At 51.4% G+C, this 25,720-nt stretch carries 22 protein-coding genes and 1 riboswitch; of the genes, 20 read left to right on the top strand and 2 right to left on the bottom strand.

The features are described 5' to 3' along the window. Window positions 1-116: 116 nt before the first annotated feature. From QU597_RS18990 to QU597_RS18970, 5 genes are all read left to right on the top strand, one after another. On the top strand, window positions 117-776 hold the full coding sequence (locus QU597_RS18990; protein WP_310829367.1) for a stage V sporulation protein AA: 660 nt from the start codon (window positions 117-119) through the stop codon (window positions 774-776). Beyond that, window positions 773-1,198, top strand: a complete 426-nt coding sequence (locus QU597_RS18985) for a stage V sporulation protein AB (protein WP_310829366.1) — start codon at window positions 773-775, stop codon at window positions 1,196-1,198. The genes QU597_RS18990 and QU597_RS18985 overlap by 4 nt, the downstream gene beginning before the upstream one ends. A gap of 813 nt (window positions 1,199-2,011) precedes the next feature. Further along, window positions 2,012-3,817, top strand: a complete 1,806-nt coding sequence (locus QU597_RS18980) for a spore germination protein (protein WP_370656278.1) — start codon at window positions 2,012-2,014, stop codon at window positions 3,815-3,817. A 198-nt stretch (window positions 3,818-4,015) separates the two neighbouring features. After that, entirely contained in the window at window positions 4,016-5,350 is a 1,335-nt protein-coding gene (gene lysA, locus QU597_RS18975) for a diaminopimelate decarboxylase (RefSeq protein ID WP_310829365.1), read from the top strand. A gap of 145 nt (window positions 5,351-5,495) precedes the next feature. Next, window positions 5,496-5,927, top strand: coding sequence for a peptidylprolyl isomerase (locus QU597_RS18970; protein WP_054941416.1), 432 nt, complete (start codon window positions 5,496-5,498; stop codon window positions 5,925-5,927). A gap of 95 nt (window positions 5,928-6,022) precedes the next feature. Here QU597_RS18970 and QU597_RS18965 read toward each other — a convergent pair whose 3' ends face one another. Then, window positions 6,023-6,778, bottom strand: a complete 756-nt coding sequence (locus QU597_RS18965) for a YwaF family protein (RefSeq protein WP_310829364.1) — start codon at window positions 6,776-6,778, stop codon at window positions 6,023-6,025. A 230-nt stretch (window positions 6,779-7,008) separates the two neighbouring features. Between QU597_RS18965 and QU597_RS18960 the strand changes: the two genes are divergently transcribed. Continuing rightward, entirely contained in the window at window positions 7,009-10,485 is a 3,477-nt protein-coding gene (locus tag QU597_RS18960) for a collagen binding domain-containing protein (RefSeq protein WP_310829363.1), read from the top strand. Window positions 10,486-10,597: 112 nt separating this feature from the next. Here QU597_RS18960 and QU597_RS18955 read toward each other — a convergent pair whose 3' ends face one another. Further along, window positions 10,598-11,938, bottom strand: coding sequence for an MFS transporter (locus QU597_RS18955; protein WP_206100945.1), 1,341 nt, complete (start codon window positions 11,936-11,938; stop codon window positions 10,598-10,600). A 156-nt stretch (window positions 11,939-12,094) separates the two neighbouring features. Between QU597_RS18955 and QU597_RS18950 the strand changes: the two genes are divergently transcribed. The 14 genes from QU597_RS18950 to QU597_RS18885 all read left to right on the top strand — a co-directional run bounded on the left by QU597_RS18950 (window position 12,095) and on the right by QU597_RS18885 (window position 25,529). Beyond that, a complete protein-coding gene (locus QU597_RS18950) occupies window positions 12,095-13,303 on the top strand; it encodes a helix-turn-helix domain-containing protein (protein ID WP_206100944.1) in 1,209 nt (402 codons plus the stop codon). Between the two features lie 88 nt (window positions 13,304-13,391). After that, window positions 13,392-13,787: a large conductance mechanosensitive channel protein MscL gene (gene mscL, locus QU597_RS18945; protein ID WP_310829362.1), complete on the top strand. Its 396-nt coding sequence runs from the start codon at window positions 13,392-13,394 to the stop codon at window positions 13,785-13,787. A 139-nt stretch (window positions 13,788-13,926) separates the two neighbouring features. After that, window positions 13,927-14,097, top strand: a riboswitch (FMN riboswitch). 434 nt (window positions 14,098-14,531) lie between these two features. Next, on the top strand, window positions 14,532-15,632 hold the full coding sequence (gene ribD / locus QU597_RS18940; protein WP_310829361.1) for a bifunctional diaminohydroxyphosphoribosylaminopyrimidine deaminase/5-amino-6-(5-phosphoribosylamino)uracil reductase RibD: 1,101 nt from the start codon (window positions 14,532-14,534) through the stop codon (window positions 15,630-15,632). 84 nt (window positions 15,633-15,716) lie between these two features. Continuing rightward, window positions 15,717-16,382 (top strand): riboflavin synthase, encoded by a 666-nt coding sequence (locus QU597_RS18935; RefSeq protein WP_206100884.1) that lies wholly within the window; start codon window positions 15,717-15,719, stop codon window positions 16,380-16,382. 60 nt (window positions 16,383-16,442) lie between these two features. Next, window positions 16,443-17,696 carry a bifunctional 3,4-dihydroxy-2-butanone-4-phosphate synthase/GTP cyclohydrolase II gene (locus tag QU597_RS18930; protein ID WP_054941408.1) on the top strand — a complete coding sequence of 418 codons (1,254 nt, stop codon included), beginning with the start codon at window positions 16,443-16,445 and terminating at the stop codon, window positions 17,694-17,696. A 47-nt stretch (window positions 17,697-17,743) separates the two neighbouring features. Further along, window positions 17,744-18,211, top strand: coding sequence for a 6,7-dimethyl-8-ribityllumazine synthase (gene ribH, locus QU597_RS18925; protein WP_054941407.1), 468 nt, complete (start codon window positions 17,744-17,746; stop codon window positions 18,209-18,211). A gap of 140 nt (window positions 18,212-18,351) precedes the next feature. Beyond that, window positions 18,352-19,143, top strand: a complete 792-nt coding sequence (locus QU597_RS18920) for a segregation and condensation protein A (protein ID WP_206100882.1) — start codon at window positions 18,352-18,354, stop codon at window positions 19,141-19,143. After that, entirely contained in the window at window positions 19,112-19,714 is a 603-nt protein-coding gene (gene scpB, locus QU597_RS18915) for an SMC-Scp complex subunit ScpB (RefSeq protein ID WP_206100881.1), read from the top strand. The genes QU597_RS18920 and scpB overlap by 32 nt, the downstream gene beginning before the upstream one ends. 221 nt (window positions 19,715-19,935) lie before the next feature. Further along, on the top strand, window positions 19,936-20,622 hold the full coding sequence (locus QU597_RS18910) for a DUF2953 domain-containing protein (RefSeq protein WP_310829360.1): 687 nt from the start codon (window positions 19,936-19,938) through the stop codon (window positions 20,620-20,622). A gap of 116 nt (window positions 20,623-20,738) precedes the next feature. Next, window positions 20,739-21,230: a GerW family sporulation protein gene (ytfJ, locus tag QU597_RS18905; protein ID WP_310829359.1), complete on the top strand. Its 492-nt coding sequence runs from the start codon at window positions 20,739-20,741 to the stop codon at window positions 21,228-21,230. A 170-nt stretch (window positions 21,231-21,400) separates the two neighbouring features. Beyond that, window positions 21,401-22,594, top strand: coding sequence for a D-alanyl-D-alanine carboxypeptidase family protein (locus tag QU597_RS18900; protein ID WP_310829358.1), 1,194 nt, complete (start codon window positions 21,401-21,403; stop codon window positions 22,592-22,594). Between the two features lie 35 nt (window positions 22,595-22,629). Beyond that, window positions 22,630-23,295 (top strand): nucleoside recognition domain-containing protein, encoded by a 666-nt coding sequence (locus tag QU597_RS18895; RefSeq protein WP_310829357.1) that lies wholly within the window; start codon window positions 22,630-22,632, stop codon window positions 23,293-23,295. 52 nt (window positions 23,296-23,347) lie between these two features. After that, window positions 23,348-23,836: a spore maturation protein gene (locus QU597_RS18890; protein ID WP_236333198.1), complete on the top strand. Its 489-nt coding sequence runs from the start codon at window positions 23,348-23,350 to the stop codon at window positions 23,834-23,836. 235 nt (window positions 23,837-24,071) lie between these two features. Then, entirely contained in the window at window positions 24,072-25,529 is a 1,458-nt protein-coding gene (locus QU597_RS18885) for a glycoside hydrolase family 1 protein (RefSeq protein WP_310829356.1), read from the top strand. The last annotated feature ends 191 nt before the right edge of the window (window positions 25,530-25,720 follow it).

Below are 25,720 nucleotides of genomic sequence, written 5' to 3'. Positions count from 1 at the left end.
GAGGAGGTGAATCAGCACCTAGCGTACGAATACATCCAAGATGAAATCTGCTGCTGGGGAGTAAAAATAAGGCTTTTCTCCCATACTACCGTTATTCTGGCAGGAGGTGCACGGAGATGAATAGCCAATCAGCACCCGTAATTTACATACAGCTTAAGAACCGCTTGTCGGTGCCTAAGGGGCGGGGGGTCACGCTGCGGGATGTGGCTTATCTGATTGCGGAGCCGCAGCTGCGTGAGCCGCTGTATTCAATTCTGCTGCTCCAGCCGGAGCAAAGCGACGGGAATCTGATTCTGATCGATTTGATGACCATCATCCCCCGCATTCAGGAGCTTGTGCCGGATGCCGATATTCAGCCGATTGGCGAGGGGCGGACCATTGTGCAGATTGAAGGGCCGGTCGAGGCACGCAAGCCATCGGTTGCCCTGTTCGTGCTTGTATGGCTGCTGCTGTTCTTCGGATCGGCGCTGACCATTATGAATTTCCATGCCGATGTCAACATGCAGGAGGTGCACATCCGGGTAGTCGAGATGCTGACCGGACGGCGGGATGAGCATCCCTACATGTTCCAGATTGCCTATTCACTGGGGATCGGATTTGGGATGGTGATTTTTTTCAATCATCTGTTCAAGAAAAAATGGAATGAGGAGCCGACCCCGCTGGAAGTGGAAATGTTCCTGTATCAGAAAAATATCGATCACTATGTTGTGCATGAAGAATACAGCAAGATGAATAACGGTACTGAACCGTCCGGGCGTAAGGAGGATTCCTCATGACAGCGCCAATCCTACTTGGCCTGCATTTGCTGCTTGGGGTTGCGGGAGGAATTGCGGTAGGCGGAGGGGTTATTGCCCTGTTTATTGTGCTGGATATGGTGCCCCGTCTGGCCCAGCTGACATCCTCCTATGACAAGGTGCACTGGTACGAAGGTGCGATGATAGGCGGCTCGCTGCTTGGAACCATGAGTGATTTCTGGAACTGGAAAATTTACGCCGGTCCTTTAGCAGAACTGGGTGTAGGGCTGCTTGACGGAATATTTGTCGGAATGCTGGCAGCCGCCTTGACAGAAGTGCTGAACGTGCTGCCCATTCTGGCTAAACGTCTGTACATGACCCATTATCTGTTTGGCCTTTTGATGGCGATGGTATGCGGGAAGGTCGCGGGCTCTATGTTTGACTGGTTTGTATACCAGCGGTAAACCAGGGCTTCCGAAGCTGACCAGTGCCGGGAGTGGAATGTTGTGGGTTAAGCTCATTGAACTTGAGGAGGTTATGGAGTGGTAAGGTATATTCATAGTGGAGATCACGTTGATGATAAAGATCATGTTAAAGCTAAACAGGCAGACTCCGAAGACAAGAGCTCTCTTGACAGCCCGCCGGGTGAAGCGGAAGCAGCGGAAGAACTGGGCGCGCTGCTTGACCATGGGCAAACTGTTCCAGAAGGAGACCTTTCTACAGCCGGAGACCGCTCACCGGATCAAGAAGACGAAGAGCCGAAGCAGGAAGCGGAGCCAGAAGCTTCGGGCAGTTCAGACACGGAAGCGGACCGGCCGCCGGGGGATCGCTCAGCTTCGCCCCGAGGGGAGGCTGAACCGGATTTATCCGGTGTTGGCGAGGTATCCGCAAGTGGACAGAGCAGCGGACAGTCCGAGAAGGAGTATATATTCACACTGTTAGACAGCGATTCAGAAACAGAGGACATCCCGTTGGAGACTGAAACATCCGGCAACCAGGATGCTGAGGCCTCCGCTGAGCTTGGGACAGATATTGGTGTGGATGCCGGGGCGACCGGTTATTGCGATCACGATTTGCAGGTTTCGAATGGTGCAGGGACGCCGGATCAGGAGGGACCGGATTCGCAGCAGGAAGAAGAGCCGGAGGTCCAAGGCAGTTCTGATACCGGAGAAAGTTTGGAGGCAGATGCAAAGGAGCCGGAGGGTGCTGAAAGCAACGAGGAAGGCAATCCGGAGACAAACAGTAAGGCATTAGCCGACAGTGAACAAGACGAAAATATGGATCCAGGCGGGCAGAAGCAGGATGCAGAGGCGTCAAGCGAGCTGGGAACAGAGGAGCCGGAACCTGCCAAAAGGGGGTTCTTTGCCAGACTATTCGGAGATGATCCGGAAACGGAGGAGGAAGAATCCGCTGAGGATCCGGGGATAGATAAACAAGGCAAGCAGCAGGCAGAAGCGGAGGCCGGGGGCCTGAAGGATCAGGCCGAGAAGTCCAAGACCGACAAAAAGCAAGCTCAGTCACAGGCACCCAAAAAGGCCGATCCGCTGCAGGAGAAGCGCGATACTGAGCACTCAGATTCCCTGGAGCAATCGATTATTTATTGGCAGGGAAATGACAAAATTCCCGTGCGGCTGGAGGATACGAAAGCTACCCTGACAGAGGTGCTGGGACTCGGCTCCTCTTTTGACATCGTATTCAGGGAAATGTCCTTTGGCGGCCGCAGGGCTGCACTGCTCTGCATCAGCGGGTTCGCCAAGGATACGATCATTGACGAAATTCTGAAACGGCTGACCTATTTGACACCTGACGATATATCCGCTGATGTGCTTGCCAGCTTCATGAGCGAATACATTCCCCATGTGCAGGTGGAAAAAGGTGATCTGCTGAGCGAGAGCGTCAACAAGGTGCTGTCGGGCATGAGCGTGTTCTTCATTGAAGGGGAGACACAGGTTATCATTATGGATACCCGCTCGTATCCTTCACGCAGTCCCGATGAGCCCTCCATTGAGCGGGTAGTGCGCGGTGCGCGTGACGGGTTTACGGAGACCCTTCTCAGCAACGTGGCGCTGGTACGCAGAAGAATCCGCGACCCCGGACTGAAATATGAGATGCACCAGGTAGGCCGCCGGACGCGGACTGATGTCTGTGTGGCGTATATTGATGACATCGTGGACAAGACGCAGGTGAAGGCTGTCACTGACAAGATTAAGAGCATCGACATCGACGGCATACCACTGGCGGACAAGCAGCTGGAAGAAGCAATCGTGGGCAGAGGGTGGAATCCTTATCCGCTGGTCCGTTATTCAGAGCGTCCAGACACTGTAGCTTCGCATCTGCTGGAAGGCCGGCTGGTCATCTTTGTAGATACCTCGCCAAGCGTTATTGTCCTGCCGACGACGTTCTTTGATCTCTGCCAGCATGCAGAGGAGAACCGGCAGACTCCGTTCATGGGAACTTATCTGCGCTGGGTGCGGTTCATCGGCGTATTCGCCTCCATGTTTCTGCTCCCTTTATGGATGCTGCTCGTTATTCATCCGGAGCTGAAGCCGGCTATGCTCGACTTTATCGGACCACAGAAAATGGCCAAAATCCCGCTCCTGGCCCAGTTCCTGATCGTAGAGCTTGGGGTCGATCTCCTGCGGATGGCAGCTGTGCATACACCGACGCCGCTCGGCTCAGCCATGGGTCTGATTGCTGCGATACTGGTGGGTGATATCGCCGTACAGACCGGACTTTTTGTCAATGAAGTGGTGCTGTATATGGCGGTGGCCTCCATCGGGATGTTCGCAACGCCGAGCTATGAGCTGGGGCTGGCTAACCGGATCGTCAGGCTTGGGCTGCTGCTCGCGGTGGCTGCGTTCCAGGTGCAGGGGTTTATGATCGGTACTACACTGCTTATCGTACTGCTGACCCTTCACCGGTCGTACAACTCCCCGTATTTGTGGCCGTTTATACCGTTTAATGCAAAAGCCTTTGGTGCTATTCTCGTACGGCAGCCTGTGCTCAGCGCCAAAACAAGGCCTTCTTTCAACAAAACAAGAGATAATACCCGGATGCCGCCCGTTCAGGAGAATGATCAATAGTCGCACAAAAATACAAATCAACTGCAAATTAGTCCATTCTATGGCGTTCCCTCTGTCTGCTATACTGAATACACTAAATAGCCCTTGTAAGGAATGAGTTTTAAGTAATCTGCCTAATTTTAGAACTCTGCGGGGCTGAATAACATATAATAGACAGGTTGGAATCGAGATATTCCACAGAAATTGGAGGACTGAACAATGTTTTTACACGGGACGAGCCGAATTAATGATGCCGGTCATTTGGAAATCGGCGGATGTGATGTAACCGAACTGAAGGCGGAATATGGTACCCCGCTATATATAATGGACGAGCAATTAATCCGGCGCCGCTGCCGCGAATACATGGATGCCTTCAGAGCTTCCGGACTCGGATTTCAGGTAGCCTATGCCAGCAAAGCTTTTTCAATCATGGCTATGTGCCGTTTGGCCGATGAAGAGGGCTTGTCACTGGATGTAGTATCGGATGGAGAGCTGTATACAGCCCTGCAGGCCGGCTTCCCGGCGGAGCGCATTCACTTCCATGGCAACAATAAGACACCGGATGAGATTGAAATGGCGATTGAAGCGGGAATCGGCTGCTTCGTGGTCGACAACCTGGTGGAGATGAACCTCCTGCAAGCTATTGCTGCCAGCAAAGAAGTGACCGTAAATGTGCTGCTGCGCGTAACGCCGGGCGTTGAAGCCCATGCCCACCATGCCTATGCTTCGACCGGCCAGACCGATTCGAAGTTCGGCTTTGATATCGGCAACGGCTCCGCTTATGCTGCGGTGCAGCAGGCTGCGGACAAAGCCAACCTGCAGCTGCTTGGCGTTCATTCGCACATCGGCTCACAGATTTTCGAAACCGAGGGCTTCCAGCTTGCGGTTGAACGGATCGCTGACTTCACCCGCAAAGTGAAGGAAGAGCTGAACATTGATTTCCCTGTCGTCAACCTCGGCGGCGGTTTTGGTATCCGTTATGTGGAAGGCGATACGCCGCTTCAGGTCTCTGAATATGTTGCGGCCATCACGGATGCGGTGAAGACACATTTCAGCGGAATCGGCAGCTCGCTGCCGCAGATCTGGGTAGAGCCGGGCCGCAGCATCGTCGGTGATGCCGGCACTACGCTGTACACCGTGGGAACGAATAAGGAGATTCCGGGAGTCCGTAAATATGTGGCTGTTGACGGCGGCATGACAGATAATCCGCGCCCTGCACTCTATGAATCCAAGTATGAGGCGCTGTTGGCTAACCGTGCTACGGAAGCCAATGAAGAAACAGTCTCCATTGCCGGAAAATGCTGCGAGAGCGGTGATATGCTGATCTGGGACGTGGAGCTTCCTAAGGTTGCGAGCGGAGATCTGCTTGCAGTGGCCTGCACCGGTGCATATAATTATTCGATGGCCAGCAATTACAACCGGATTCGTCGTCCGGCTGTGGTCTTTGTACAGAATGGACAGAGCGATCTGGTTGTGCGCCGCGAGTCCCATCATGACATCGTAGCCAACGATATTGTACCCGAGCGTATTGCCAAGCAGGCTGTTACGAAATAATTACTGCCCTGCCGAAAACCGCAGTTTAAGAAGATGTGCATGAAGCCAGCGGGAAACACTCCCGCTGGCTTTGCTTTGTGCGTGAATTCATAGTAAACTAATAAAAGTGTTCTACATCTGTTATTTTGAAAGGGGTCATTTACATATGGCAAAGCAAGCGAAGATTACTCTTGAAAACGGCGGCGTAGTGCTGATCGATCTGTTCGAACAGGATGCTCCAAATACTGTAGCCAACTTTGAGAAGCTGGCTAAGGACGGTTTCTACAACGGATTGGTATTCCACCGTGTTATCCCTGGTTTTGTAGCTCAAGGCGGATGTCCGAACGGTACAGGTTCCGGCGGTCCAGGTTACACAATCAACTGTGAGATCAACCCTAACAAGCATGAGCGCGGAACGCTGGCTATGGCGCATGCCGGCAAAAACACAGGTGGAAGCCAGTTCTACATCTGCTACGCACCACAGCCGCACCTTGACGGAGTACACACTGTATTCGGTAAAGTCGTACAAGGCATGGAGCTGGTTGACAGCTTCCAGGGACGCGACAAAATGACTTCGGTGGAAATCATCGAAGCGTAAGGATTGGATTTCGGAGGGCGGGTGAACCGCCCTCTTTTATTTTTCAGACAGCACCCTGCGGGTTTAGACCAGCAGGGTGCTGTCTTTTTATAGAATTAACTATTCCGGCTTCTGCGGCTGCGGAGAGAGCTGAAGTGCCCGGGCAGCTTGAAAAAGATCAGATACATCAGCAGGAAGATCACGAACGCAAAGATCTCTTCGACCAATAGATAGTAGGGATAGGGGCCGAAATAATCGAGTACAGACAAGGTATCCGGCTTATGCGCCAGGAACATGTAGTTGGTGTCCAGCAGTTTATCCGCGGCAAAGACGCAGGCGGCGATCATATTGAGGCAGCCCATGGTGAAGAACAGTGACCTTAAGTCCGGCCGGAAGCCATAGGCCCAGGTCATGAACAAGGAGGCCAGCACGATGGCTCCGTGGGCGGTAAAAAACAGCAGGAAGCGGAAATGTGGAAACGGGTAGACCAGATTAGGTGTGAGCAGTGCGATAAAAGCGCCGCCGATGCCGGCGAAATAAAGAAAGGAATAGAGCAGCCGGCTGCGGGTAAGCAGCATGATCGCGGATAAGAGCAGCGTGATTCCGCACAGCTCCAGCGGAAGTGAATGCTTAATGGTCCAAATGTCCTGAGATAGGTACCAAAGATGCAGCCCGCCTTCCGAAGCCAGCAGAACAATGACCAGCAGGAAGCGGACAGTATCCCTGAGAACAGGGCGGGAAAGAAGTGCAGCCCGCGAGGCGAACAGCAGCAGACAAGCTAAAGCGACCAAAGCCAGAGCAATGAGATGCGGCAAGGAAAACATGACGAAATCCGTCGCATGCATCCGCCCAAAAAAGGTAGTAAGGTTCACAATTTTCTCTCCCCCCGGATATTGAACATATTCCCCAAAAATAATTATTTTATTTTAAACATAATCTGATTCTAAAGATCTATACTTCGGTGATATAAGTATATAACGCTCAAGCTGACCAGAAAAGGAAGAGAATTCTGCAATCTGACATAAGATGGATGCGGAGTACCGACATACATAACTGGCTTTTGGGCGGAATTTATAATTTCAGAAACGGGGGCTACCGGGGAATGATGAGAAAAAAAGTAAGTCTGGCCATTGTGATTCTTTTGCTTTTTGTGCAATATGCCTACGGCATCGGATTCACGTCACAGGTTAAAGCTGCTGCCATTGATCATGAAACGAACATCATTACCAGTGTTTCTATGGCAGTCTACGGGCCGGACGGAAACACAGTTACGGACAGTGTGTATGATGTTAATTCCAAGGTAACCTTGGATTATACCTGGGCACTTCCGGACGGACACAGCTACACTGCCGGAGATACCTTTACCTTCCAGCTTCCCGGACAGTTTCAGCTGTTCAATGACATCAGCGGAGCGCTAGTGTCGGATGATGGGCAGGTCGGTGATTTTACGATCAGCCAATCCACACATCAGGTGGTCATGACCTTCAATAATTACATTGAGAATCATGGCAATGTCCATGGGACGCTGCGGGTTAATACAAAATTTGACCGCACCCAATTGAACGGCAGTACGGTCGAGCAGATTTTGTTCCCGGTTGAGGGAGCTATACAGACTGTGACGGTGCAATTCAGGCCGGAGGTCAGTTCTACCATTGCCAAGAATGGTGTGTCCAGCGGCTTCAACGCGGACCATATCGATTGGACAGTCGATGTGAACAAGAAACTGGAATCCGTTCAGAATGCCGTGGTTACCGATCCTATTCCTGCTGGACTGTCGTTGGATAGTACGGTTACCCTCGCTGTCTATCAGCTGAACGTACAGCTGGATGGAACAGTCCTGCAGGGTAACTTGATTGATACCAGCAGATACAGTGCTGAGGTAACCGGGGGCACGCTGATCGTCCGTTTCACGGATTCCGTGCTAAACGGAGCATACCGGATCGCCTACTCCACTGGAATTACAGGTGACGAAGCCAGCTACACTAACACGGCTACATTTACCGGAGACGGACGTGATCCTGTCAGCGCATCAGCAACAGTTGCTGTGCAGCGTGGCGGAAGCCTGAACAAAAAGGCGCTCAATTACGAATGGGGTAAGCATATTACCACTTGGGCGATCGAATACAATTATAACAAGAGGGTTATCCCGCAGCAGAGTGCTGTGCTGACAGATCTATTCGATGATTCACAGCGGCTGATAACCGACTCGGTTACGGTATATCCGGTAACACTTGATTCTACGGGAAAAGCTACGAAGGGTACGGCTCTGGCGGAGAATGTGGACTATACGCTAACCGGTATTATCGGAGTAGAGAAGGCGGGCTTCAAACTGGAGTTCCTGAACGGCATATCCTCCGCTTACCTTATTGAGTATAAGACTGAGGCACAGGGCCGGGTATATAAAGATACTACAATTACCAACACAGTATCAGACAGTACCTACAGCGTTTCAGCTACTCAATTGATTCGTCCGGCTATTATTTATAAAACGCTGTCCGGAGTGGATTATTCGAAACAGACGGTAAACTGGAAGATCACTCTGAACGGTGACAATTATCCGATGAAGGAAGTTGTACTGACGGATACCTTCCCGCAGGGCGGATTAAAGTTTATACCGGGTTCACTGGTTGTGCGAAATAGCAGCGGAGCGGTGCTTGATAACTCGGCCTATACGCTGGACTATAATGAATCTAGTGCGCCGCATGCCGGATGGAATACCGGATTTAAGGTGATATTTAAATCAACGATTACCGGTACTTATACGATCGGCTATACTACACAATTCAGCAGTGCCTCGCTGATGGGGAATGCCGATAACTTCCTCAACACGGCTACGGTCGATTGGAAGGATATTGAAGGCAAACGGACGGCCAGTGCGAACGGATTGTTTATTCCCCGCCCAGAGTATAAGAACAACGGATTCAAGAGCGGAGTTTATGATGCGGCAACCAAAGAAATAACCTGGACTATAGGTGTCAATTATACGAGTATTGCGGTAATAGAGCCTGTTGTTTCGGACATTCTGACAGCCGGGCAGACACTGGTTCCAGGATCACTCAAGGTGTATAAGATGAATCTGAATGCCAACGGGGACTATACGAAAGGGAATGAATTGGCCCCAGACGCCTATAGTTACCGGGTCAACAACGGCAATGAGTACAGGTTTGTATTTACGGACAGCATCAATAAACCGTATTTTGTTGTCTTTAAAACCAGCCTTGCAGGACAGCTGATTGACAGCACTGTTGTCAATACAGCCCAATTGCTGGATTATACTACGAGAAAATCCAAAGATTTGACCGCTTCCGTGAACATTCCGCATGGCGGTGAGTATGTATTCAAGAGCGGCCTGCAAAATGGTGATAAAGTGAATTGGAGTATCGCCATTAACCGGACCCAGTCCCATGTGAAGGATGCTAAAATCACAGATACACCAAGCACGAATCAAATACTGCTGCCGGACTCCTTCCATCTCTATCGTACTGTGGTAGCAGCAAACGGGGATGTAACGAAAAGCAGTGCCGAATTAACAAAAGGTACTGACTATACCCTGAAAGTGATTGCTGATGCTGATGGCAAACAAAGCTTCGAATTAAGCTTTACTTCGGCTATCGACTACGCTTATGTACTGGAATACCAGTCACTGATTGTGGCGAATACTGGCGACAAGCTGGTAAACGAGGTGAAATTCAGCGGAAATAACAACGTCCTGATTGAGAAGGCTACGACTACAGAAGTGATCGTTGGTGTCTCCAGCGGTTCAGGCACAGGCAGCGGAGTTAAAGGTATGCTGACCGTCAAAAAGCTGGATGCACAGAACAGCCAAAAGGTGCTTGAAGGTGCTACATTTGAGCTGTACCGGCTTAACGGCACAGAACGGGTCCTGGTCAACACCCGTACAACAGATGCGGCAGGCACTGCAGTATTCAATAATATCTGGCTGGGCAGCTACATCCTGATTGAGACTGCAGCCCCGAGCGGATATGTACTGGATATAAGAGAGTATCCTGTTACAATTAGTTCCGTCGCTGGCGTCAATCTGACGGTGTACAATACACCAGTAGTGCCGACTGCTACACCAACTGCAGCACCGACAGCGTCAACAACGCCGACAGAGTCTCCATCGGCAACCGCATCGCCGGTGGTTTCTCCGGCACCGACAACGTCTGCAGAGGTTTCACCTGCACCCACAACGTCTGCAGCAGCTTCACCATCACCTGCGCTTCCGGGGGGCACGCCTTTCCCAACCAGCTCCCCGATTCCGGGAGTGATTATTGATGATGATGCCATCCCTGGCGGGCCGGCGATAACACCGGTAGTCTCAGCTGGACCGTCAACACCGCCGGCAACTGCAACGGCAGCTCCGGATGAAACAGTTATCGATGACGATATCCCGCTTGGGGAAGTCGATATCGATGAAGATGATATTCCAAAGGGAACGGTGACTGATCCGGCAAGCGGCGGCAGGCTGCCACAGACGGGCGAGAGCAGTCCAATGCCGATTTATCTGGCAGGGCTTGGGCTGATTGTAGTCGGGTTTATACTAAACCGGGTATTCAGAAGGAACCGGAACCAGTAAAACCCGGCAAGACATTCAGCTGACTTCATGATCAGCAAATCCAATAGCACGCGGCAGAATATTGCCGCGTGCTATTTTTGTTATCTTTTTCTTAACAAACGGCAGTTGCCGCTCAGGCATGAACCTGTACCTCGGCTTCCCGGTTCTGATGGGCTTCCAGCTCACTGCCGCTCTTTAGGCCTCTTCGTCCAAGCAAAGTGACGAGCAAAATTGCCAATCCTGAGGCCGTTAGGAGAAACGCAGCTGGAAGCAGGTCCACGAGCAGTCCATACAGGATCATTCCTGCCGGTGCAATTGCCCCCGATGCAGTCTCAACAACGGCAAACACCCTTCCGCGGTAATCCGCTTCCACCGTCTGCTGCAAATACACTTGAATAGGGATGTTAATATTCATGACCGTACTGCCGATCAGAAACATCAGCACAAGCAGGAACATGAAGGCGGAGCCGGTACTGAAGGAGAATATCAGCGGCAGCGCCATAGCTATAAACAGCAGACCGAGTGACGCCAGCCCCCGGATCAGGGAGCGAGCCGGGCTGCTGCTTTGGCGGCGGACGCTCAGCAGAAGGGACATGACCAGCATACCTGCAGCCAGCATGGCATTCAGGGTCCCGTACTGGCCGGATGAGAGGGACAGATTCTCCACAGCCACAAAGGGTAGCACGACGTTCAGCGATACCACGAAAAAGTTGACCCAGAACACGATAATAAGGACAGCCCGGATTACTGGTTGCTTAAACACATAAGAGATACCGCCGGTAAGACTGCTGCGCAGTTCTGCCAGCATATTCGATAGATCCCGCCCGGCATGGCTTTGGGTAGCAGGATCTGCAGATCGGCCGGATTCCGTTAGCTCCGGGTCTCGTTTGAACCTGAGTCCGCAGCTCATCAGGGTAGAAATGGTGAAACCTGCCGCATTCAGCAGCATAAAGAGCTTGAATGGGACGATAGCATACAGCATGCCCCCAAGAACAGGTGCAAGCAGATTACCAATGGAGCCAGCCATCTGGTTGAGAGAGCCGGCGCGCTGGATATACTGAGAATCGACGAGCTGGAGCAGGGAGGAGGAGACGGAGATTCCATAGAAGGTGGAGCATACGGACAGCAGAACCAGAGAGGTATAGATGGGCAGCAGCATAACTCCACCCAGGGAGACCGCCAGAAAGGCTAGCAGCAGAGTCAGGACGGCCGCAAGGTCTGAGTATATGAGCAACCGGCGGCGGTTCATCCGGTCTGCCATCACACCGGCGAAGGGCGCAAGCACAATCCGCGGCAGCATTCCGCAGATCATGGTAACGGCAAAGCTGCTTCCCGAGCCTGTAAGTTTCAGAATATACAATCCCACCACAAAGGTATACATTCCGGAGCCTAGGATCGAAGCGAGCTTGCCGGTAAAGAACAGGAGCATATTACGGCTGCTTGGAGTGGCGAAATATCCTTTTTTCGTTTTCAAACCATCCACCTCTTTATAAAGTTAAATTATATTAAACTTATAATATGCTCAATTCCATGAAATCGCAACAATAAGTTTAATTTAATTTAACTTTGTTTCTCGCTCTCTATAATAAGCTATACTGAGATCAAGACGGATAGAAGGATGGGCCACCCTATGACAACAACCCAACAGATGATCGGAGAAAAAATCAAACAGCTCCGCAAGGCAAAGCGGCTTACCCAGAGCGAGCTGGCCGGAGAGGCTATGACCAAAAGTATGCTCAGCCAAATTGAAAATGGCCGTGCACTGCCTTCCATGCGGAGTCTGCAAATATTAGCTAAGCGGCTTGGCGTAGATGCGGGTTATTTCCTGGAAGACGGCACGAGTCTAGACCTGGCCCGCATGGTCCGCGACATCGAAGCTAAGTTCAAGCAAAAAAACTACCAGTCGATTATTTTTGCAGTAAAGCCTCTTATGGACGGGAAGCTTCCGATGACCGTGGATGCAGCGCGTCTGATGGAGTTCTATGTAAATGCCTGTTTTTATACAGGGACAGACGGAGGGATTGATGCGATCACCAGGGCAGTTGAAATATACGAGCGGTTCGGCTTATTTGTGGAGAGTGCCAAAGTACAGTATCTGGCCTATGCTCTCATGTTCACCCAAAGCCGGTACCAGGAGAGCCTGGAACTGATACTCCGGGTCAGAGAGGAGTATACCAGCAAAAAAGTCGGCAATGATTTTCTCTTCGAGCTCGACCTACATTATGCAGAGAGCGTTTCTTTATCTGCTCTGGGTGATTACGAAGGGAGCCGGGAAGCCGCACTGGCGGCTGTTGCCCTCTCACGCGAAGAAGGAGTGTATTATTTAACAGATCATTTATACCGCGTGTTGTCCAATCTTGCCCAAATGTCGGGGAAGCTGGAGGAAGCAAAAACATACTTGAATAAGGCGCGGCTGTTTGTGCAGTTTACCGAGGATGAGCTGTCGGTACAGCTTCTTGAATTGGCTGAGATCAGACAGGCTAACGCGGAGGGGAGGTACGAGGATGCGTTACGAATGGGACAGAAGTTTCAGGCTAGGGAAAGCATATATGCATCCAGCGGTTGCCTTGTGACCGGAGCTGCACTCTATCATCTGGGAAGGGATGAGGAAGCGCTTGCGGTGTTGTCAAAGGTTACGCTGCCGGATCACGCCTACCATCCGCTGGACCGGGCCAGTGTGTTCACCTCGTATGCCTATAAAGCCAGAATCTATGCCAGACAAGGGAAGATGGAAGAGGCGCGCCAGCAAGCACAGATTGCATTCGAACGGGTGCAGCATTATCCGCCTTCTGTACACAGGAAATTCATCGAGGATACATACCGGGAGCTGCATAATTAAAAGAGAGCAGGCTTCAACCAAGAGTTCATTGGTCTTTCACAGTGCTGATGCTATAATAACTTAAAATTTAACTATTGGAGGGAACGACATGTGGAAAGAATTTAAAAGCTTTGCCATGAAGGGCAATGTGCTCGACCTGGCCGTTGCAGTAGTCATTGGAGCTGCATTCGGCAAAATTGTCTCATCACTTGTGGCAGACATAATCATGCCGCTGATGGGCTTGATTAGCGGCGGGAAGAACCTGGAAAATATAACATTTACTTATTTGGATGCAACAGTCAAATACGGTGTATTCCTGCAGAGTGTGATTGACTTCTTCATTATTTCCTTCTCGATCTTTATGGTAATCAAGGTGGCGAACCGATTTAAACGCAAGGAAGCTGTTAAAGTCGAGGTAGTAGAGACGCCTGTCCCTGATCCGGAAATTGTTCTGCTGACGGAAATCCGTGATTTGCTGAGAACGGGCAAGCAGGGGGAAGTATAGAGGCTCGTTACATATCTGCGTTCCGAACCAATATGGACAAGCTAAGAATGAAGCAGGCGTAAATGATACGCTTGCTTTTTTTAGCGTATAGTGCTAACTTTATTTTAGTCAGTAAGTCGATTATTAATTTCATATTGGTTTGATCCTTCAGGGCAGGGTGTAATTCCCTACCGGCGGTGATGTCACTAAATAATGGCTTTAATAGCCCTTAGAGTGCTTAGTCCGCTACCCGCGTCGTATGGTTCATACGAACGGTGGACCCGGTGCAATTCCGGGACCGACAGTATAGTCTGGATGGAAGAAGGAGAGATCGACGTTCTGCCACCTGGTGGCAGGCGTACAGCCGTGTTTCAAAATATTATGTGCGAACTTTCACAAAGAAAAGGTGAAGGTGCTTATTTACGCACAATTTATTAGAATTTCCGGTAAACTCTCGTATATCCCGTCTTGAACTCCGCCTGGAGATTGAGACGGGTTTTTCTGTTTTTTATATAAGTTGAACTCTTGATTGACTATCCGGCATCGAACGCAGACTACGGGGAATGTTTGGACTTTCGGCCGCTGTTAGATTTGGATTTCCTGATTTAACCGCTTTTCGCGGTAGAAATCCAAATCTAAAGGCGGACGCTATCGCTCCTACAGTTCCAAACTTCCCCTCCGCTGCTTTTGCCTCTAGGTAATTCTTGAGTTCAGCTTATATGGCTGGATGGCATTTAGATACTTGGTAAGGATTGGAGGCAGATCATGGATATCATGAACGACCAGTTTTATATGTCACTTGCACTGGATATGGCGGAAAGAGCGCAGGGACAGACCGGCATCAATCCGGTTGTCGGTTGTGTAGTCGTAAAAGACGGGGCTGTGATCGGCCTGGGTACGCATCTGCAGAGGGGAACCGGCCACGCCGAGGTCCATGCTCTCAATATGGCTGCCGGTAAGGCGCAGGGCAGCACTGCTTATGTCACCCTGGAGCCATGCAGTCATTATGGTAAGACGCCGCCCTGCAGCCAGCGGTTGATTGATGAAGGCGTTGCACGGGTAGTCGTTGCCTGTGAGGACCCGAATCCGCAGGTTGCGGGACGGGGCATCGAAATGCTGCGCGGAGCAGGCATTGAAGTTGAAGTGGGGCTGCTGCGCAGCCGAGCGCTGCGGCTTAATGAGAAGTTTATCAAGTATATTCTGACGAAGCAGCCGTTTGTGACTCTTAAGAGTGCAAGCACACTGGATGGCAAGCTCGCCACCAAGACGGGTGACAGCAAGTGGATTTCAAATGGACAAGCGCGGGAAATTGTACATACGCTGCGGCACCGTCACCAGGGGATAATGGTTGGTGTCAATACTGTCATCGCCGATAATCCCTCACTGACGACCCGAATGGAAGTGCCCGGACTCCATCCGATCCGTATCGTGATTGATTCCTCCTTACGGATTCCGCTTGAATCGGCAGTAGTCACTGACGGCCAGGCGCCGACAATTGTCGTCACCACAGCTGATGCTGATCCGGCCCATAAGGCTGCGCTTGAGGCAGCAGGCGTTACCGTTGTTGTCAGCGGCGCAGGGCCGCGGGTCGATCTGCAGGCCGCCATGGTTGCGCTTGGCGAAATGGAGATCAGCTCCATTCTCCTTGAAGGCGGCGGAACGCTGAACGGCTCGATGCTGGAGAGCGGGCTGGTTGACCGTGTAGTGTTATTCTTCGCGCCGAAGATTGTCGGCGGAGGGAGCCAGGCTGCGGGAACCTTCGAATTCCCCGGCGTGGAGCTCATGAAGGACGCGGTCATGCTGGAGGGATTGGAAGTTGAAGTGCTCGGGGATAATGTCTGTATCAGCGGGACTCCGGTCCGCTAGGAAGCAGTGAATGCTTCCGAAGCGAGTTTTGTAAGAAGTATCTCCAATGAAGCAAAAGCAACAAAACTTTTAGGAGGGGATAACATGTTCACCGGATTAATCGAGGAGGTTGGCGTGCTGCGCGGCGTCAGCAGCGGCGGTGAGATGATGGTGCTGAATATCGGCGCATCGCTCATTATGGGTGATCTGAAAATCGGCGACAGCGTATCCGTCAATGGTGTCTGCCTGACGGCGACCTCGATCGGCGAGCATTCTTTTACCGTTGATGTCATGCCGCAGACCTACCGCAACAGCAATCTGAAGGAGCTGCGTAGCGGAAGCAAAATGAATCTGGAACGGGCCATGGCCGCAGGCGGGCGCTTTGGCGGGCATATCGTCCAGGGTCATGTGGATGGTACGGGGGAGATCCGTAGCGTGAAGCGTGACCAGAATGCAGTTGTGTTCGAGATAACGCCGGATAAGACCTCCCTGTTCAAATACATTATCCCTAAAGGCTCCATTACAATTGACGGGATTAGCCTTACCGTGGTAAACACGACTTCATCAGCATTCACCGTCTCCATCATTCCCCATACGCTTGGAGAAACGGTGCTTAACCATAAACGTCCGGGCGACAGCATTAATATTGAATGCGATGTGCTCGGCAAATATGTTGATCATCTCCTTCATTACAGGGGAGCAGGCAGTGAGGAAGAAGAGAGCAGTTCCCGGATCAGCCATGATTTCCTGGCGGCGAACGGGTTTGTATAAATAAGAAATAGGCTTACAGCGGCCTGCGGGCCAGTGTAGAGTCATCAGGAGGACAGAACTATGAGCGAGCATGACAAGCAAGACAGCGTCTTGGACTCGATTGAAGATGCCATTTATGATTTGATGCGCGGCAAGGTAATCATCGTGGTGGATGACGAGGACCGGGAGAACGAAGGGGACTTCATCGCCTTGGCCGAACGCTCCACTCCGGAAGTCATCAACTTCATGATCACGGAGGGCCGCGGTCTGGTCTGTGTGCCGATTACTGCGGAACGGGCAGAAGAGCTGGATCTACAGCCTATGGTTACCCATAATACCGACAATCACGGCACCGCCTTTACCGTATCGGTTGACCATATTGATACGACTACCGGTATTTCAGCCGGTGAGCGCTCCATGACCATCAAAGCATTAATGGACCCTAATGCCAAACCGTCAGACTTCCGCAGACCGGGCCATATGTTCCCGCTGATAGCCAAGAAAGGCGGCGTGCTGCGCCGCTCCGGCCACACCGAGGCTGCGGTCGATCTGGCCCGCATGTGCGGCGCTTATCCGGCCAGTGTCATCTGTGAAGTAGTTAAGGCTGACGGTACCATGGCCCGTCTGCCGGATCTCGTCGAAATTGCGAAGAAGCATGATCTCAAGCTGATCAGCATCAAGGATCTTATCCATTACCGTAATGAGAAGGAGCATCTGGTCAACCGTGAAGTATCGGTGAACCTTCCGACAGACTTCGGCGACTTCCAGACCATTGCCTATACGAATGAGGTGGACGATAAGGAGCATGTTGCCCTTGTCAAAGGCGACATCTCCGGTGAAGAACCGGTACTGGTGCGCGTGCATTCCGAATGCCTCACCGGTGATGTCTTTCATTCCCACCGCTGCGACTGCGGCCCGCAATTTGAAGCGGCGCTGCGCCAGATTGAAGCTGCGGGCAGAGGCGTGTTGCTCTACATGCGCCAGGAAGGCAGAGGCATCGGCCTGATCAATAAGCTGCGGGCTTACAAGCTGCAGGAAGAAGGGCTGGACACTGTGGACGCCAACCTGAAGCTGGGCTTCCCGGCTGATCTGAGGGATTACGGCATCGGTGCACAAATCCTGAAGGATTTAGGCGTCCGCCAGATTAAGCTGATGACCAACAATCCGCGCAAAATAAAAGGGCTGGAAGGCTATGGTCTTGAGGTTGTGGAGCGCGTGCCGATCCAGATGCCGGAGAATAAGGATAACACCAATTATCTCCATACCAAGCAGGCCAAGCTTGGCCATCTGCTGACTTTTGACAACATTGAACAAAATGAGGATTCGAAAGCTTAACTTTTACCATAAACTACTAACTTAAACATGAAGGGTTGATGAACACAATGCCGAATTATTTTGAAGGACATTTAGTATCTGAGGGTTTGAAATATGGTGTAGTTGTAGGACGTTTCAATGAATTTATTACCAGCAAGCTGCTTTCCGGTGCCCTGGATGCATTCAAACGCCACGGTGTTGCCGACGATGAGGTGGATGTGGCTTGGGTTCCGGGCGTATTCGAAATCCCGCTGATCTGCCAAAAAATGGCCGAAAGCGGCAAATACGATGCTGTAATTGCCCTCGGCACCGTTATCCGCGGATCTACTACACATTATGACTATGTGTGCAACGAGGTTGCCAAAGGCGTAGCAGCAATCAATCTTAAGACAGGCGTTCCGACCATTTTCGGTGTCGTGACTACTGAGAATATCGAGCAGGCGATTGAGCGCTCCGGAACCAAAGCGGGTAATAAAGGCTGGGATGCAGCTACCTCCGCCATCGAGATGGCTAACCTGAACAAGCTGTTTAAGTAAGACAGCCTCTTGACGAATCAGTCACAATCGTGCTTATTTATAAGTATGAGAAGAAAGCATGTTCTATAAAAAATCTTTCTACTTGTGTAGCGTCCATTTAGCGGCGCTGCACTTTACTTTTTTTAGCAGGAGGAAATCGCGTGACTGTATTGTATAAGCTGGAGACGTTCGAAGGTCCGCTCGATCTGCTCTTGCACTTGATTGACAAAGCGGAAATCGACATCCAGGACATTCCGGTCAGCGAGATTACCGAGCAGTACATGGAATACCTGCAGACGATGCAGGAGCTTGAGCTGGATATTACCAGTGAGTTTCTCGTAATGGCGGCTACCCTCTTATCTATCAAGAGCAAGCTGTTGCTGCCGAAGCCGCCGGTCATTGAGATCGAGGATTTCGATTACTACGAGGATGACGGCTATGATCCGCGTGCAGAGCTGGTGGAACGGCTGATTGAATACCGGAAAATCAAGAGCATTGCCGTGCAGCTGCTCGATATGGAGAGTGAGCGCAGCCTTATTTTTACGAAGGAACCTGAGGATTTAGGGCCTTTTGTGCCGACACAGGTGGACAACACCCTGAAAGGGCTGCATACGTCTGATCTGATTGCCGCATTCCGCAAAGCGCTTAGCAAGGCAGCCAGAAGATCGTCGTATCAGCGGATTACCCGTGACGAAATTTCGGTGAAGGACCGGATACGGGATGTATCTGAGGCGCTGATGCGCAAAGGGATGGGCGGCAGGCTGCGGTTCTCTGCACTTTTGCATGAGAGCATGGACCGGCATGAGATCGTAACGACCTTCCTGGCAATTCTGGAGCTGATGAAAATGAAGGCAATATTTTGCTATCAGGAGAAATTATTTGATGACATTGTAATGGAGTGGAGAGGGGGAGAGGAGTTCAGTGGATTACAAAACGCTGAAATCGATTATTGAGGGATTGCTGTTCCTGTCCGGCGATGAGGGGTTGTCTGCCCGTCAAATTGCCGAGATTACCGAGCAGCGCCCGGATCTTGCAACGAGAGCGCTGGAAGAGCTGAAGGACGATTACATTTCACAGGAACGCGGTCTGCAGGTGGTGCAGATTGCCGGGAATTACCGGCTGGCTACATTGCCTGACCATGCGCCGTATTTTGAGCGCCTGGCGTACTCGCCTTCAAGATCCTCGTTGTCTCAAGCGGCACTGGAGACGCTGGCTATCGTGGCTTACCGTCAGCCGATTACCCGGGTGGAGATTGAAGAAATCCGCGGAGTAAAGTCCGAACGGGCGATTCATACGCTGAACAACAAGGATCTGATTCATGAGGTTGGACGGGCAGAGGCCGTTGGCCGCCCTATACTGTATGGTACGACCAAGTCATTCCTGGACAGCTTCGGCCTGGCCAGCCTGAAGGAACTGCCGGAGCCGTCGAGCTTTGATACTTCCGACAGCCTTGAGGAAGAGACGCAGCTCCTGTTCAACAAGCTGGACAGCCAGTTAACCTTCGACGATGTCGAGCAGCCTTAGGCAGGCCAGCCGGAATACGAACTTATATTTTTCTGCCGCTGTTCCTTTAGGGAGCAGCGGTTTTTTGTATTGCTTCAGGTTCCCCCTCAAGTGCCCGTATAACCTTCGAAGCCGGGGCTTCACTTTGTTTGGGAATTTTGTGATCGTCCCGAATTTTTTCCAGCCGACTTTGCCATACTAATCCAAGTGTTCCTATAAAAAGGCTGCTTGGAGGTTAATCCGTGACGTTATGGCTTGTTATACCCTTGGCCGTGCTGTTGTTTGTGATTGTACTCGCCCTGTCTTCCTCTATCCATTTTCATTTCCGACTATGCAGACTCGGTAAGGATGACCGCGTGGAATTTGACATTAGAGCCTTGTTTGGGCTGGTTAAATTCCATTATGAGCTGCCAAAGCTAATTTTTGAAGGAATAGAACGCGGGGTGAAGGTGAAGCTCGAAAAGAGCGGAATCGCCCCAGTCCGGCAAGATTCTGATACAGAAGGACAGATCAACAAAGAAACGGTGCAGGAATGGGCGGACGATCTGAAAGAGGCATTGCGGGCAACCCGGGGCTTGATGAAATGGCTCAAGGGTCTCTTGTCCCATGTCAAGATTACCAAGCTCGACTGGTCAACGGATTTTTCGCTGGGTGATGCAGCATACACAGCCACGGCAACAGGCGCACTTTGGGGGCTAAAGTGGAGTCTAGTGGGCTGGGTGTCACAGTTTGTCCGGCTGCAGCAGCGTCCGCGGATGTTTGTTGTGCCGGTTTTCCGGGATGAGCTGTGCTATTCTACAGAAGCTGTCTGTACCGGGAAGCTGTCTGTTGCATATGCCTTATTTGCCGGTGTGCTGCTGCTGCGCCGTATTTCCGAAGTTAAAGGCGGTTTATCCCATTGGATTAAGCTTTTGAGGCAAAAACACTGAGCTCCCAGCGGGAAATCTCCTCCGAAGAAACGTCTTACATACAAATGGTGCCCATGGGGGATGATATCACCTGTGAAAGAATTAGAAGTCCCTAGAATTCAAAGGAGGCTAACAATATGAGTGACCATCCGATCCAAGGTCTGATGCAGACGGCGATGGAAAATATCAAGGGTATGGTGGATGTCAATACGATTGTCGGAGATCCAGTGGAAACACCGGATGGCAGTGTTATTCTGCCGATCAGTAAAGTGGCGTTTGGATTTGCCGCAGGCGGCAGTGATTACCGGGTGGAAGATGACGCTCCTGGTGTGAACGGCAGCGGAAGCGGGGTCAAATTGCTTCCTTTCGGAGGAGGTAGCGGGGGCGGTGTTTCGATCCGTCCAATCGCGTTTCTCGTAGTGGGCAGAGAAGGGGTACATATTGTGCCGCTGGATAATCAGACCCATCTGTTCGAGAAAATTATTGACGCTACGCCAAACCTGATCGACAAAATCCAGAATATGTTTCAAAACGGTACACCTGTCGGCGCAGAGGTAGTGGGTGCTCCTCCAGTTGCGAAAACAACCGTTAATGCAAAAGAAGTTAATTTGAATTCATCCACCCACTAGAAGATCACGTTGAAAAATTGGGATATCGCCTTTTGCGGGCGGTGTCCCTTTTTGTATGGGTGCTGTACAAGCGGAGGACATACCTCTTCCCCATGATGCATACACTTGTACAACATAGATGATATTTCATTGCGGAAGACTAAGATCTGATCAGAAGCCGGAGGATGAACATGAAGACATTAACCTTTAGGTTGTCGTTAATCTTGATATTGTGCACACTGCTGGCGGTTTGCGCTCCAATTTATCCGGTTCATGCGGAGAACCTCTCTATCACAACTCATGCCAGGGCGGCGGCACTGATTGATGTGGAATCCGGCAGGATTCTTTACAGCAGCCGGGGGGATGAACCCATGCTGATCGCCAGTCTGACCAAAATCATGACTGCCATAGTGGCCATAGAGAATGGGGATCTGGATTCTAAGGTCAAAGTAGGGAAGAATGCTTTTGCCAAAGAAGGCTCTTCACTGTACTTGAAGCAGGGAGAGGAAATGAAGCTGGAGGATATGCTCTACGGTCTGATGCTGCGTTCAGGGAATGATGCGGCGACTGCGATTGCCGAACATGTCGGCGGATCAGAACAGGGCTTCGTCTATTTGATGAATGCCAAGGCGGAGGAGCTTGGACTTACCCATACGCATTTTGCCAATCCGCACGGGCTGGATGCTGAAGGACATTATTCCAGCGCCAATGATCTGGCCGTCCTGACCGCGTACGCGCTGCATAATCCTGTGTTTAAGGAGATTGTGAAGACCCAGGAGAAGACAGCCGACAATCCGTATGAGAAATGGGACTACAAATGGGCCAACAAAAATAAAATGCTGCGCCTCTATGAAGGTGCTGATGGTGTGAAGACAGGCTATACCAAAAAGGCGCTGCGGTGTCTGGTCAGCTCCGCTACCCGTAACGGGCAGCAGCTGGTAGCAGTTACGCTGAATGACGGCAACGACTGGAATGACCATGCGGCGCTGCTCAATTTCGGCTTTAACCATTATCCGCTCAAAACCTTAATTGAACGCGGGGAAGGCATCAGCGGATACAGCTTCGTAACGTCAAAGAAGTTCGCTTATCCGCTAGGACAAGGTGAAGAAGCCAGGATTGTCACGAAGCTCGTACTGAATGAGCAGCCGGGCGCTTCTGGCGGGACTGATGCCCGCAGCAGCTTTGGATTGAAGGGATCGCTGGTGCTGCAGCTCGGCGGGAAGGAGATCGGCCGGGTGCCGGTTTATACGCCGGATAAGCTTCCGCCGGAGCAATCTTTATATATGAAGCGATACACTCCGGCCGGGGCCGCTGCATATCCTGCAGACACTTGGCTGCAGGCGCTGGGCAGTGCGCTGCGTGCGCTGTTGCAAATGGGGAAATAGTCGGAACACGGAAAGCGGAGGGGGAGGGGAACAGCATGATTAATGGAATCTGGCTGGCGATGATCGTGATCGGCTTCATCTTCGCTGCCGTAAACGGCCGTATGGATGAGTTCACGGCAGCTGTCTTTGACGGCGCCAAAAGCGGAGTTACCGTAAGCTTCGGCCTGATCAGTGTACTGGTATTCTGGATGGGGATGATGCGGGTGGCGGAGGATGCAGGCCTGCTGCGTAAAATCGCCCGTCTGCTCGGCCCGGTAGTCGGCTTTTTGTTCCCGGATGTGCCGAAAGGCCATCCGGCTATCGGCTATATACTCTCAAACATGAGTGCGAATCTGCTAGGTCTCGGCAATGCAGCAACACCTATGGGCATCAAGGCGATGCAGGAGCTGCAGACGTTGAACCCTGATAAGGAGACTGCTACTCCGGCGATGTGCACGCTGCTGGCGCTGAACACTGCCAGCATTACACTCATTCCGGCCACGCTGATTGCGATCAGGCTCAACTACGGCTCGGCTGAACCGGCCGGTATTGTCGGCACAACGCTCGCTGCAACGGCGGTGGCAACGCTGGCAGCGGTTGCTGCGGACAGGCTGTTCCGCCGACTGACACTGCTGCGCAGGCCGCCGAAGCCGCCGGTGATCTGGCCAAAGGATTCAGCCAGAGGGGGGCCGGCCCTCCCGCATTCCTCCATGAAAGGGTGAGCCGCGCTTGTTCCAGCTAATCAGCCTCATATCGGCCTGGGCGATTCCGGTCATGATCACATTCATTCCGCTTTATGCTTTTACGCGCAAGGTTCCTGTTTATGAGTCCTTCGTGGAAGGCGCCAAGGACGGCTTCGGGACCGCCATTGCCATTATCCCGCATCTTGTCGGCATGCTGGTCGCCATCAGCGTGTTCCGTGCATCCGGCGCACTGGATTTCCTGATGGGATTCATCGCACCGGCGCTGCAGGGGCTTGGCGTGCCGCCCGAGGTGCTGCCGCTTGGCCTGCTCCGCCCGCTGACCGGCACGGGCTCGCTTGCCTATACGACAGACCTCATCCGCGTCCACGGGCCGGATTCACTGATCGGCATGATAGCCTCCACAATCCAGGGCAGCACAGACACTACGCTGTATGTGTTGACCGTCTATTTCGGCGCTGTGGGCATCCGCAACGGGCGGTACGCACTTAAGGTCGGCTTGTTCTCCGATATTGTCGGTTTTATCGCAGCTATCGCCATATGTATGCTGGCGTTTGGTTAGAACAAATTAGAGCTAATGTTTGAAATTTCGTAAATGCTGTGTTAGGATTGTTTTAACTAAATAATCCTTAAATTCATCGTTTAATGGATTGTTACTGGCCGTGCCAGGCAAAACCTAAACTGATGGTAAATCATTTGACTTCTTCTTGAAGAGCTCGAATGGATTTCCCAACGGTTTAGGTTTTTCTTGTTTTCTGGCCATATCATAATGAAATTATAGAAAAGAGGGTATATTCATGTTCACAGCAAACACAGGATTTCCTCACAATTTTTTGTGGGGCGGCGCTACGGCTGCCAACCAGCTTGAGGGTGGATTTGATCAGGACGGCAAAGGTTTGTCCACAGCGGATATGATCGCTTATGTACCTAAGGCGCAGCGTAAAGGCGATCACTCCATGGAGATTTCTTCGGAGCGCATTGCGGAGATTCTTGCCGGCGACAACAGTGAGCGCTTTCCCAAACGGGAAGGTGTTGATTTTTACCACCGTTACAAAGAAGACATTGCCCTGTTTGCGGAAATGGGCTTCAAAGTCTTCCGGATGTCCATCAACTGGGCACGGATATTCCCGAACGGGGATGACGCGGAGCCGAATGAAGCAGGCTTGCAGTTCTACGATAATGTCTTTGACGAGCTGCTTAAATACGGCATTGAACCGCTGGTAACCTTATCGCATTATGAAACTCCGCTTGGCCTGACTATGAAATACAACGGATGGGCCAGCCGCGAAGTCATCCAGCACTATGTGAAGTATGCCGAAACCGTATTCACCCGTTACCGGAATAAAGTAAAATACTGGTTGACCTTTAATGAGATCAACGTTATGCTGTTCAGCCCGTATACAGGCGGCGGCATCCTGGCCGACAAAGTGGAGAACAAACTGCAGACCGTCTATCAGGCTCTACATCATCAATTTGTAGCGAGTGCACTGGTAACAAAGCTGGGCCACGAGATTATTCCCGGCTCACAGATCGGCTGCATGCTGGCACGCATTGAATCTTATGCGCATACCTGCAATCCTGAAGATGTCCGCAAGAGCCAGCAGGAGAACCAGATGAACCTGTTCTTCACCGATGTGCATGCCCGCGGGGAATATCCAAGCTACATGAAGCGCTATTTTGCCGAAAATAACATTGTCATTGCGCGAGAGCCCGGGGATGATGAAATTCTGGCTGCACACACCGTTGATTTCATCTCCTTCAGTTATTACATGACGCTGACTGTAACGGCAGGACCGGAAGGCGAAGCGACTGCCGGTAACCTGATCGGCGGGGTGAAGAACCCTTATCTGCAGGCTTCCGACTGGGGCTGGCAGATCGATCCGGTCGGCCTGCGCATTACTTTGAATACATTGTATGACCGTTACCGGAAGCCGTTGTTTATTGTAGAGAACGGTTTAGGGGCGATCGACCGTGTCGAAGCTAACGGTTCCATCCACGATGATTACCGGATCGATTACCTAAAGCAGCACATCATCCAGATGAAAGAGGCGGTTAAGGATGGTGTAGAACTGATTGGCTATACAGCCTGGGGCCCAATTGACCTGGTCAGCATGTCCACTTCGGAAATGTCCAAGCGGTATGGATTTATTTATGTTGATTGGAATGATGAGGGACAGGGCACACTTAATCGCAGCAAGAAGGATTCCTTTGACTGGTATAAAAAGGTCATTGAGACTAACGGGGAAGTATTATAAGCTGATTAAGTTTCAGGGGATAAACCGTTTTCATAAGAGCGTTGTCATTCTGCAGACAATGTGCTAATATGCTTGTACAAGGAAAACTAATAACTGGATTGTTACTGTACTTATCAGGCAAAACCAGAAACCGGCATTTCGAGCCTGTTTTGGTTTTGCCTTTTTACTACTCTGACGGTGTAAGGTGATGG

This window comes from Paenibacillus pedocola (assembly GCF_031599675.1).
GTDB lineage: Bacteria > Bacillota > Bacilli > Paenibacillales > Paenibacillaceae > Paenibacillus_AQ > Paenibacillus_AQ pedocola.
Note: the sequence above shows the minus strand (reverse complement) of the source record. Positions and strands in the feature narration are given on the sequence as shown.